The sequence below is a fragment of the Bacillus sp. KNSH39 genome, assembly GCF_052656585.1.
Genome location: NZ_JBQXYO010000001.1, coordinates 3537889 through 3550213, shown reverse-complemented (window position 1 = coordinate 3550213; position 12325 = coordinate 3537889). Strand labels below are relative to the sequence as shown.

Annotated in this window: 10 protein-coding genes; 6 read left to right on the top strand and 4 right to left on the bottom strand. The window is 36.1% G+C overall.

The annotated features are described in order from the left end of the window. Positions 1-95 precede the first annotated feature (95 nt). The 3 genes from ACUL40_RS18235 to chbG are packed head-to-tail and all read left to right on the top strand — an operon-like array spanning position 96 to position 2502. Positions 96-419, top strand: coding sequence for a PTS lactose/cellobiose transporter subunit IIA (locus tag ACUL40_RS18235; RefSeq protein WP_000989059.1), 324 nt, complete (start codon positions 96-98; stop codon positions 417-419). Between the two features lie 3 nt (positions 420-422). After that, positions 423-1748, top strand: a complete 1326-nt coding sequence (gene celF, locus ACUL40_RS18230; RefSeq protein WP_000145750.1) for a 6-phospho-beta-glucosidase — start codon at positions 423-425, stop codon at positions 1746-1748. Positions 1749-1797: 49 nt separating this feature from the next. Then, positions 1798-2502, top strand: coding sequence for a chitin disaccharide deacetylase (gene chbG, locus ACUL40_RS18225; protein WP_016123775.1), 705 nt, complete (start codon positions 1798-1800; stop codon positions 2500-2502). A gap of 39 nt (positions 2503-2541) precedes the next feature. Here the strand turns inward: chbG and ACUL40_RS18220 are convergent, their stop codons facing one another. After that, positions 2542-3723: a chromate transporter gene (locus tag ACUL40_RS18220; RefSeq protein WP_065212333.1), complete on the bottom strand. Its 1182-nt coding sequence runs from the start codon at positions 3721-3723 to the stop codon at positions 2542-2544. Between the two features lie 187 nt (positions 3724-3910). On the opposite strand from ACUL40_RS18220, the gene exsM reads away from it, so the two are divergent. Next, entirely contained in the window at positions 3911-4324 is a 414-nt protein-coding gene (gene exsM / locus ACUL40_RS18215) for an exosporium regulatory protein ExsM (RefSeq protein WP_000207046.1), read from the top strand. A 144-nt stretch (positions 4325-4468) separates the two neighbouring features. Here exsM and ACUL40_RS18210 read toward each other — a convergent pair whose 3' ends face one another. The 3 genes from ACUL40_RS18210 to ACUL40_RS18200 form a co-directional block, all read right to left on the bottom strand. Further along, the gene (locus tag ACUL40_RS18210) at positions 4469-7144 is read right to left on the bottom strand and encodes a PRD domain-containing protein (protein ID WP_000820967.1); all 2676 of its coding nucleotides are present in this window, start codon (positions 7142-7144) and stop codon (positions 4469-4471) included. Positions 7145-7248: 104 nt separating this feature from the next. Next, positions 7249-7986: a polysaccharide deacetylase family protein gene (locus ACUL40_RS18205; RefSeq protein WP_000597149.1), complete on the bottom strand. Its 738-nt coding sequence runs from the start codon at positions 7984-7986 to the stop codon at positions 7249-7251. 199 nt (positions 7987-8185) lie between these two features. Beyond that, a complete protein-coding gene (locus ACUL40_RS18200; RefSeq protein ID WP_000378319.1) occupies positions 8186-9259 on the bottom strand; it encodes a glycosyltransferase family 4 protein in 1074 nt (357 codons plus the stop codon). A 532-nt stretch (positions 9260-9791) separates the two neighbouring features. Here ACUL40_RS18200 and ACUL40_RS18195 point away from each other — a divergent pair. Both ACUL40_RS18195 and wecB read left to right on the top strand, forming a co-directional pair. Then, on the top strand, positions 9792-11117 hold the full coding sequence (locus ACUL40_RS18195) for a UDP-glucose dehydrogenase family protein (RefSeq protein WP_000704930.1): 1326 nt from the start codon (positions 9792-9794) through the stop codon (positions 11115-11117). A gap of 74 nt (positions 11118-11191) precedes the next feature. After that, positions 11192-12307: a non-hydrolyzing UDP-N-acetylglucosamine 2-epimerase gene (gene wecB / locus ACUL40_RS18190; protein ID WP_000140145.1), complete on the top strand. Its 1116-nt coding sequence runs from the start codon at positions 11192-11194 to the stop codon at positions 12305-12307. The last annotated feature ends 18 nt before the right edge of the window (positions 12308-12325 follow it).

Genomic DNA, 12325 nt, shown 5'->3' with positions numbered 1-12325 from the left:
CACCAAACTATCATTCATAAAATAATAATGTAATAGAAATGTTCAAACTGAAGGGGTATTTAAATCGGTTGAACCTTATAGAGAGGGCGGTAATTATGATGACTACAGCAGAACAAATTCCATTCCAATTGATTTTAAATAGTGGTAACGCACGAAGCTTTGCGATGGAGGCACTTCAATTTGCCAAACAGGGGAAAATGGTAGAAGCAGATGAAGCGATGGTAAAGGCAAAAGAAGCGATTAATGAAGCGCATCATTTCCAAACAGAGCTCATACAATCAGAAGCAAGAGGAGAAAAAACAGAGGTTAGTGTTCTTTTAATTCACGCACAAGATCATTTAATGAATGCGATTACAGTGAAAGAATTAGCAGCAGAGTTTATCGATCTTTATAAAAAGCTTGAAGCGAAAGGGGAATAAAACATGACTGGAATTAAAATTGCTACAATCGGCGGTGGATCTAGTTATACACCAGAGTTAATTGAAGGATTTATTAAGCGTTATGATGAACTGCCTGTTCGTGAAATTTGGTTAGTAGATATTGAGGCAGGAAAAGAAAAGTTAGAAATCGTTGGTAACTTAGCGAAACGTATGGTGAAAAAATCAGGTTTACCAATCGAGGTACATTTAACACTTGATCGTCGCGAGGCATTAAAAGATGCTGACTTCGTAACAACACAACTTCGCGTTGGTTTATTAGAAGCACGTGCAAAAGATGAAGCAATCCCATTAAAATATGATGTAATCGGTCAGGAAACGAATGGTCCTGGTGGTTTATTCAAAGCGTTGAGAACGATTCCTGTTATTTTAGATATTTGTAAAGATATGGAGGAGCTCTGTCCGAATGCATGGTTAATTAACTTTGCAAATCCAGCTGGTATGGTAACAGAAGCTGTTCTTCGTTATACAAATATTCAAAGAGTAGTTGGTCTATGTAACGTTCCAATCGGAATTCGTATGGGTCTTGCAAAATTACTTGAAGTAGATGCGAGTCGTGTTCACGTTGATTTCGCAGGTTTAAATCATATGGTATATGGATTAGACGTATATTTAGATGGCGTGAGTGTAATGGATCGTGTGTTAGAGCTTGTGACAGATCCAGAAAAGCAAATTACGATGGAAAATATCGCAGCGCTTAACTGGGAACCAGACTTTATTCGAGGACTTCGTGCAATTCCATGTCCATACCACCGTTACTACTACAAAACACGTGAAATGTTAGAAGAAGAGAAAGAAGCTTCTGTTGAAAAAGGTACACGTGCAGAAGTAGTAAAACAATTAGAAAATGATTTATTTGAGTTATATAAAGACCCGAACTTAGATATTAAACCACCACAATTAGAAAAACGTGGCGGAGCTTATTATAGTGATGCAGCATGTAGCTTAATTACGTCTATTTACAATAATAAAGGTGATATCCAGCCTGTTAATACACGAAACAACGGAACAATTGCAAGCTTACCACATGATTCAGCTGTTGAAGTGAACTGTATTATTACGAAAGAAGGCCCAAAACCAATTGCAGTTGGAGACCTTCCAGTACCAGTTCGCGGTTTAGTACAACAAATTAAATCATTCGAGCGCACAACAATTGAAGCTGCTGTTACAGGGGATTATCATAAGGCGCTGCTTGCTATGACAATCAATCCACTTGTACCATCAGATAAAGTTGCAAAACAAATTTTAGATGAAATGTTGGAAGCACATAAAGAGTATCTTCCGCAGTTCTTCAAAAAGGTAGAGAAGTAAAAGCGGCGCTATTTAGCCCGCTTTTTTTATTCTATTAGGAGGTATTATGATGATTAAGTTAATTGTAAATGCAGATGATTTCGGTCTTACAGAAGGTACAAATTACGGCATTATTGATGGGCATATAAATGGACTTGTAAATTCAACGACGATGATGATGAATATGCCAGGAACAGAGCATGCGGTACGCTTAGCGAAAGAGTACAACCTACTCGGAGTAGGCGTACATCTCGTATTAACGGCAGGAGAACCACTGTTAAAGGATGTACCGTCACTCGTAGGGGAAAACGGATCGTTTCATAAACAAAGTGTTGTAAGGGAAGGGAATATAAATCCAGAAGAAGTTGAGAGAGAATGGACTGCTCAAATTGAGAAGTTTTTATCTTACGGATTAACACCAACTCATTTAGATAGTCATCATCATGTGCATGGTTTACCGATTTTACATGATGTTCTTAAGAGATTAGCGGCTAAATATAATGTTCCGATTCGTCGTTGTGAGGAAGATAGAGCGGTGCATCCATTTTCTGATGTGTTTTACAGTGACTTTTATGCGGATGGTGTGACGGAAGATTACTTTGTGAAGTTAAAAGAAAGAGTACAAGGTGAACAAACGGTAGAAATTATGGTTCATCCAGCTTATATTGATCCAGAGCTTGTGAAGCGTTCTTCTTACGTAATGGATCGTGTGAAGGAATTGCGTATTTTAACAGAGAGTGAGTTGCCAGAAGGCATAGAGCTTGTGAAGTTTTAATAGAAAAAACGACGGCTACATCATGCCGTCGTTTTTTATTTATAAAATGGACAGAATATATCCGCCAAAGGCTCCCAGTATAACGATAACCCAAGGTGGCGTTTTCCAAAAAGCTAGTAAACAAAAAAGAAGCGAAGCGAAAACGAAATCTGAAGCATTTATAATTGTACTCGTCCAAATAGGATCATAAAAAGCGGCAATTAAAATACCGACAACAGCGGCATTGACTCCAAGTAGTGCGCCTTGTATGAAAGATATTTTTCTCACACTGTTCCAAAATGGTAAAACACCAATAACGAGTAAGAAAGCAGGAAGGAAAATCGCAATTGTTGCGAGTGTTGCCCCAAGCGTCCCGTTTAACACTGCTCCTATATAAGAGGCGAATGTAAATAGTGGTCCTGGTACTGCTTGTGTTAATCCGTATCCAGCTAGAAACTGTTCTTTCGTCATCATCCCGTTTTGTACGAACTCACCTTCAAGAAGGGGCAGCACGACGTGTCCTCCTCCAAATACAAGTGCGCCAGAGCGATAGAAACTATCAAATAAAGCGATGTAATAAGAGAACGGTCTTAATATTGGTAGCAGTAGTAATAGTCCAAAGAATAAGACGAGACAAGAAACTGCTATTTTTTTTGAAATAGGTACTTTTATATTTTGAGATTGGCTAATTGGTTGGTTGCGATATAAAAACCAGCCGATAAAGCCACATATTATAATAAGGATGACTTGTGTCCAACTACTTGGCCATAATAAGGCAATTGCGGCAGTTACAATCGCAATCGTCGCACGGTTGCGATCTGGAGTTAACTTTTGCGCCATTCCCCATATGGCATGAGCGACAATAGCTACTGCTACAAGTTTTAGTCCATGAATCCAGCCAGCACTTCCAAGATCGAACTGATTAAGGAATGAGGCGAAGAAAACCAAAACAAGTACAGACGGTAAAGTGAATCCAATCCATGAAATAATAGCTCCTAATAGTCCGCCTCTTAATAATCCAACCCCCATACCGACTTGACTGCTGGCAGGACCAGGAAGGAATTGACATAGCGCTACTAAATCTCCATAGCTTCGTTCATCCATCCATTTTCTTTTTTGCACATATTCGTGGTGAAAATAGCCGAGATGAGCGACAGGACCGCCGAATGAAGTAAGTCCTAATTTAAATGAGACGAGAAAAATCTCTAATAATGTGTGAAAGATGTGTTTGTTTTTTTTCAAAATAACCTCCTATAATGTTTTTCTATGTGCATTATACAAGAGACTTTCAATCTACAGGAACGATTTTAATGTAAAGATTTTGTGAATCTTTTCTTTGTAATTAAAATTGAAAAAGTCATAAATGATTATGTCTAAACCATAAAGTAGTAGAAGTAGTGCTGGGAAATTTATATAAGGAGAATGCCTTATGACAACACATTTCTTTGCCAGGTTAACAGGTAAGAGGGAAGTGCCTCCTGTAAATACAGAAGCTTTTGGGGTAGCAGAGTTTATTTTTAGTGATGATTTAACGAAATTGCATTACAGAGTAATACTAAAAAATATAGAAAAGGTTACATCGTGTCAAATTCATTTAGGGAAGTCTACTCAAATTGGTCCTGTTGTTTTATATTTGTATGGTCCACTGGAGCAAGGGATTAGTTTGAACGAGGGAAGTATTACTGGTGTAGTGAATGTAGAGGATTTTGAGGGACCTTTACAAGGGAAATCATTTGTACATTTACTTCAAGAAATTATTCAAGCAAATGTATATGTTAATGTTCATACGAAATCACAAAAAAGAGGAGAAATAAGAGGGCGAGTTAGAAAAGTAAAGAAGTAGAGGAAAAGGCTGTCCATATGTTGGAACAGCCTTTTCTCATTATATAAGGTGCTAGTTTTAGCGATTATTGTCGGTAAATCGATATGTTTTGAAAATCGCTGATATAACTCACGTTACGGTCGATATTTTTAAAAACGGCCTCAATTAATTTTTAACAGGCTGATTTTTAATAAAGAAGTCCATAACGTAAAATACTTCGTCATCAGGTATTTGTATTTCAAATGTATTTTCAATCGGTTGCAATGCTTTTTTTACTTTCATATACATCCAGTATTCATCTTGTCTTCTTTTCTCTTTATCAGGGTGAGGAAGAAGGCTTTCTCCTTTTTGAAGACGGTCAACCATACAGCTCATATGCAGAATAACCCCCATTAAGCTATCAGGAGTTAGCTGTAAGGAAATTAATTCTTGAATTGTATTTAATGCGTAACGAATTGTTTTAATAAGTAATGCCCCATCGTTACGCTGCATTTGTTGTTCAAGAATATCCGCCATTTTTGCATATGTTTCTTCATACGTAATTAATTCTTGAATGGGCTGAATCGCTGTGTAGTTTACGATGTCTTGGAAATGATATGTTAAGCACGGCACTTGCACATCGAAATTCGTGACGATACAAATGATATTACGCTCTTTTTTTATGTTCTCGATCATTTTCGTTAAATCTTTTTCATGGACGATACTAATCGGAATAATTTCAATTAAGTCTTTATCAAATCGTAAATAGTTCTCTAACATTTTTTGAATAGCTAAAGCACTTCCTTCACCAGTTAAACAAGCTGTTAAAATAACAGATTTCATTGGAGAGAGAGGTTTTTTCTTTTCTTCTTGTACGTTTAAGTAAAACGGTGTTAAATTTTTTACTGTTTCATACAGCGCATCTAATGAATAACCGAGCTGAGCTTTTCGAGCTGCTTCTAGTGCATGTGGTGTGCTCGTCATCGAGAGAACACGTACAGGGATTTTGAACTCCGTTTCTAATATGTCACCGATATAAGCAAGTGACCCCATATCGACAAGTAAGAGAAGCCCATTTACATTTTGTAGTGTTTTCATATACACTTTCACACGTTCCAAGAAATCTTTCGGTGATTCGTGTAACGGCATATCAATACCGGTTACTTCCTCAATACCGAGAAGTTCGTTTGCAACGTTTGCCATTTCAGTTGCGATGCCATTACCGTGTGCTAATATTAATACTTTTACTTCTGTTTGTGAGGCAGGAATTGGATCAACAACGAAGAACATTGTTAAAAAGCCAGCTTCATCAATAGGCATTGTTATTTGTAATTCTTCCTCCAGTAGTTGAATGCATTGCATAGCTACGGAAAAAGCTTCTTTATATTTCGTACGAATTTGATTTAATTGTGGGTGATGTATTTGTTTTCCGCTTTGTAAACGTTGTAGAGTTGTCTGTACATGTAAACTTAAAGCAAGAAATACTTTTTCATCAAACGTCTTAGATAAATGCTTTTCAGCAAGTTCCGCTATTTTTTCACATACGGAAACGATATTACGATCCACAATTTTAAAAACATTTTCATGGCTTGTTTTTTTGGATATTTGGTTAAAATATTGTACGAAAAAGCTTTGAACATCATTTTCTATTAGTAATTCTAATTCTTCCTCTTCAATACCACGTGCTTGAAGTTCTTCGTATTTATAGTCAATATAATCGTAAATAGAAGAGCGTTTTTCATCTTCTGTTTTATGATTACTCCAACCTTCCTCACCTGTAAATACAAATGTTTCATTTGGTATTTGGTATAAGTGACGGCTCTTCCTTTCAATGAACAACCCTTCTTTCATATACCAAGGTAGATCTGTACTTGAAACATAGACAGAATCACGTTTCTTTGTGACCAAATCAGAATAGGCTTTCGCACAGGCAATTTGAACATCTGTTTTTAATTGACCGATGTTATTGGGACAATTGTAAAAGACGAAAGCACGCATTGCATTTGGGCTAACGTGAATGTCTTTTCGCAGACGAATTGCTTCATTTGTGAAAAATAGCTGTAGTAAAGCAAAGCGCTCTTTATGTGTACGCTCACGAAGTGGTGGCAGCGTAACAGTCATCGGTATACGTCTTGTAAATGTTTTTAATAAAAATGAATTTGGTTCTTCTGTTGTTGCAGTAATGATTAATACTTGTGCTTTACGTTCGTTCTCTGTTTCTCCAAGGCGGCGGTATACTCCGCGGTCAATAAAGGTGAAAAGCATTTCTTGTCCCTCTGGAGGCAGGCGATGTACTTCATCTAAGAAAAGAATTCCTTCATGTGCTTTTTCAATTAACCCTTTTTGATCACTTGCTCCTGTATAAGCTCCTTTTTTAATCCCAAATAATTGCCCGAGTAGTAACTGTGGATTATTTGCATAATCAGCACAGTTAAAGACGATAAATGGTGCATCTTTGGGAAGCTGTTCAACTTCAATTGCATATTCGTGCATTAAAGAAGCAAACATAGACTTTCCGACCCCTGTTTCTCCCAGTAGTAAAGTATGCATACCGTTTGGAGGATAGAGAATAGAAGCTTTCGCTTTTTCAATTGCAATTTTAAGGCTCGTATTTTCAATTGCAAATGTATCTAATGAAGTTATGTCTTTTGAATGCGTTTCCAACGAAGTGTTCGTTTCTATGTAAAAACGAACAGGTCGCGTATTTGTTTTTAATAAACGTTTATCTTTTACAAGTTTGTTTAAATCGCTACTTACATTGGCGCGATCTAGTTGCAGAAATGTAGCGAGTTCTGATGCGGTTACACCTTCTGTATAATTGCCTTTTTGTATTGCGTTAAAAATGAGATCTATTCGTTTCATTTCTATTCACCTCGAAACTTCATCACTATTTAAAATTTTACACAAAAATGGGAAGGGTGGGAAGAGAAAAATAAAACAGCTTTAGCACATAGGCACTAAAGCTGTTACAATCTTGTGTCTTTCCAAAAATTTACCTTGAGATGAGAAGAAGGATTATAGGGAAGAAGTTTGTATCCTTGTGACTGTAAATAATCAATTACTTTTGGCAGTATTTGTACGGTTACACTCGAATCATGCATTAAAATGACTTCGACTTGTTCATCACTTTGATTACGTACTCTTTCGAGTATGGCAGAAGGATTGTCATAGCTTTTCCAGTCGTATGTATCGATCGTCCAATCCCACATTTTATACTGGGCCGATACAAGTGCGTCACGGTAATTCTTTTTTAAGTAAGGCATACTACCATATGGAACGCGAACGAGATGTGTATTTAATTTCGTAACTTGCTGGACAATGCTTTGTGTTTGCTCCATTTCTGCAATTAAAGTGGAAGGGTCACCAGTGTAAAGGCGTTTTACATCATGTGACATACTGTGAAGTCCGATATAATGTCCGTCTTTAATTAATCGTTGCATTGTCTTTTTATAATGTGGTACTTTTCCACCAATAACAAAGAAAGTTGCTTTTCCGTTCTTTTCTTTTAAGATGTTTAAAATTTGTGTAGTATATTTGTTTGGTCCGTCATCAAATGTTAAGTACGCAATTTTTTGTGTAGGAGAAGTTGTTTCAGTATTTGGATGATATTCAGCAGGAATAACAGTTGTTGCTTCAGTATTAGATGATACGTACATAGTAATCGTTAAAAATAAAATAATACATTGAAATACTCGCTTGATCATAACATTCACCCTCAGTTTGACAATCAAGATGTAAAAAAGAAAACTTGATACTTTTCTTATTATGTATATCTTTCTCCAATAGAGGAACTCTCAAACAATCTATATTTTGGAAATATAAAATGAGAATAAAAAATAGCATCCTCTTATAAGAAAGAGGATGCTATTTGAATATTTCATAATTGAAAAGGCTATACTACAATTAGTCTTCTCGTTTTTTCACTTTTTTATAAAAGGAAATGATTGGTTTGTAGCGTTCATGTACAAGCCCGATTATTTCAGCGATGATTTCTGTGAAGAAAATCAAAGCGAAAAGAAGAATAATGGATAGCCATAACGTTGCACTAGTGAAAATAATGGCATTTACACTAAAGAAAATACCGAATGCGTATATAATTAGTACCGTTTTGCGATGAGAGAACCCCATTGCAAGTAAGCGGTGATGTAAATGCGATTTATCTGGTGCTGAAATAGGTTTTTTATTTACGATACGACGGATGATTGCAAAGATCGTATCAAATATAGGTACACCTAAAATGATAATTGGAACGATAAAACTGAATAACGTTACACTTTTGTATAATCCAAGTAACGATATAACAGAAATACAGTATCCTAAAAATAGTGCTCCTGTATCTCCCATGAAAATTTTTGCTGGATGGAAGTTGTAGAATAAAAATCCAATTGTACTTGCTAATATAATTAATGCGAGTGGCAAGATAATAGCTGTTCCAGTACCCCATGGGCTAGTGAAGGCCATATATGCTAGTGTTGCAAGTACGATAGATGAAATCCCAGCAGATAATCCATCTAAGCCGTCAATTAAGTTGATTGCATTTGTAATACCTACAAGCCAAAATACTGTAATTGGATAAGCAAGCCATCCAAGTTCAGTATCCCCAAGGAATGGGATATATAATACTTGCACTAATAATCCACTTTTTACAATCATAATGGCAACTAACAGTTGTCCACCGAATTTTACTCTCGCAGATAACTCGTACATATCATCTAAAATTCCGATGATTACAATGATAATCGCACCTAGCGTTATCGATAACATTCTTTGCTCATATAAGCCGCCGACAACAAATCCTACAGCTACACCAATAAATATTGCTAACCCGCCAAGACGTGGCATAATCTTTTGGTGCACTTTACGTGCGTTTGGCTTATCTGTCGCTCCTATTTTAAAAGCTAATTTAATAACTAAAGGAGTAACGACAAGTACAGTGATGAAAGATGCCAAAATGGCATAAATCACTTGTGAGTCCATTAATACCCCACCCTTTATAGTCTAACGTAATTTTTTTTTGAAAATATATTTATCTGAAAATTATGATGTTTATTTACAGGCTCATAACATATGGTATCACAAAAAGATTAGAATTCAATCTTTTTTTCTTTTTACGGTTAATGGAAGCGAATAGAATATATGACAATTGTATATAGAATGTTGAATCATATGAGAAGGTTAATCGTACTGGACTTCGGAATGTGACATTTCCTCTTTTTCTTCGATAGTGAATACTTTTATTTCAGTATTATAAGTGTTGCACGTAGAAATCAGTAAGTTTCGTGTTAAAATGTGGGAATTTATTACACGTGACCTGGCAGCCTCATTCTCACTGATTAAGTTTTACTTTATAGTGCATTTAATTTTACAAAAACTTTAAAAAAAGTAAGGGAAGTAATTCATATAATGAAGAAGGAAAAGGGTTTTCTCATTTTTAATATGAGAGGGGGAAGCGCAGGGAGAGTTCTATATTTCATATCTTTTCTATTGTAAATTCCTGTGCGAAAAGGAAATGAAAATTACGATAGTAGGTACTGGATATGTTGGATTGATTACAGGAGTAGGATTGGCAAAATTAGGGCATTCAGTTACATGTTTTGATATAGATGATGAAAAAATTGAACGGATAAAACAAGGGGATTTACCTATTTATGAGGTTAGATTACATGAATTAATAAATTATGCATATGAGAATAATGCTTTAATTTTTACATCAAATAAAGAAGAGGCATTTGATGATGTAGAGTTTATATTTATTGCAGTTGGAACACCACCTTTATTAGATGGGACGGCAGATTTAACGTATATTCAGAGTGCTTGTAACGATATTGGATTATATGCGACGAACGATATTATTGTTGTTACGAAAAGTACAGTTCCAGTAGGTACAAATGATGTAATGAAGGGATGGATTGAGGAGAAGTTAAAAGGGAGGCATACAGTACATATCGTATCGAATCCAGAGTTTTTGCGTGAAGGTTCAGGTATTTATGATTTCTTTCATGGAGATCGTATTGTAATTGGAGCGGATAGCGAGGAAGTAGCAAGAAGAGTAGAGAGTTTGTATAGTGAATTATGTTTAGAAACGTATGTTACAGATATTAAAAGTGCAGAGATGATTAAATACGCGTCGAATGCCTTTTTAGCTACAAAGATTAGTTTCATTAATGAAATTTCAAATATATGTGAGAAGGTAGGCGCGAATGTATTGGATGTTGCCAAAGGGATGGGAATGGATAAGAGAATTGGTGCATCTTTTTTAAATGCGGGCATTGGCTACGGAGGGTCGTGTTTTCCGAAAGATACGAAAGCGCTGGTGCAAATTGCGGGAAATGTTGCTCATGATTTTCGTTTGTTAAAAGCGGTTATTGAAGTAAATAATAAGCAACAGCTGCTATTGATTGAAAAAGCGAAAAAAGTTATGAACATGAGTAAAAAGCGGATTGCAGTTCTTGGCGCATCCTTTAAACCGAATACGGATGATATTAGAGAGGCATCATCTCTTATTATAATAGAAGCATTACTTAATATAGGTGCAGAAATTGTTCTTTACGACCCAAAGGCAATTCAATATGTAAAAAATATATTTGGAGATGCTATACAATATAGTAGATGTATAGATGAATCGATTAGAGATGCGAGTGCGGTTTTTATCGTAACAGAATGGGAAGATATTCAAACTTATCCGTTAGAAAAGTACGTACAACTTATGAGGGAGCCTATTTTATTTGATGGGAGAAATTGTTATACTGATGAAGATGTTAAGAAACAAAAGATAGATTATTACTCGGTGGGAAGAAAAAGTATTTGTAATAGACATGTTTCTATTATGCGTTAAAAAGGGATGTACTCATGCATATTTTTATATGTCATAATAGAAGCTGTAATTAGTGAAAGAAAAGAGGCAATCACATGACTGAACGTTTAAAAGTAATGACAATTTTCGGGACACGTCCAGAAGCAATTAAAATGGCACCTCTTGTATTAGAGTTGCAAAAACACCCAGAAAAAATTGAATCGATTGTGACTGTAACAGCACAGCATCGCCAAATGTTAGATCAAGTATTAAGTATCTTTGGAATTACGCCAGATTTCGATTTAAATATCATGAAAGACCGCCAAACTTTAATTGATGTTACAACGCGTGGTTTAGAAGGTTTGGATAAAGTAATGAAAGAAGCGAAGCCGGATATTGTACTTGTACATGGTGATACAACAACAACATTTATTGCAAGCTTAGCTGCTTTTTATAATCAAATTCCAGTAGGTCATGTTGAGGCGGGCCTTCGTACGTGGGATAAGTATTCTCCATACCCAGAAGAGATGAATCGTCAATTAACAGGTGTAATGGCGGATCTTCATTTCTCACCAACAGCAAAATCAGCAACGAACTTACAGAAGGAAAATAAAGATGAGTCACGTATTTTCATTACAGGAAATACAGCGATTGACGCGCTACAAACGACTGTAAAAGAAACATATAGTCATCCTGTACTAGAGAAACTTGGAAATGATCGTCTTGTACTTATGACAGCTCACCGCCGTGAAAACTTAGGTGAACCGATGCGTAATATGTTCCGTGCAATTAAGCGTCTTGTTGATAAGCATGAAGATGTACAAGTTGTGTACCCTGTTCATATGAACCCTGTTGTTCGTGAAATAGCAAATGAAATTTTAGGTGAACATAACCGTATTCATTTAATTGAGCCGCTAGATGTAATTGATTTCCACAATGTTGCAGCTCGTTCATACTTAATGTTAACGGATTCTGGTGGTGTACAAGAAGAAGCTCCATCACTTGGGGTACCAGTTCTTGTTCTTCGTGATACAACAGAGCGCCCTGAAGGTATTGAAGCAGGTACGCTGAAATTAGCAGGAACAGACGAAGAGACAATCTTTGGTCTTGCTGATGAGTTGTTATCAGATAAAGAAGCTCATGATAAGATGGCGAAAGCATCTAACCCTTACGGTGATGGTCGTGCATCAGAGCGTATTGTAGAAGCGATTTTACAACACTTTAATAAGTAAATAAAAAAAGGCCCAATC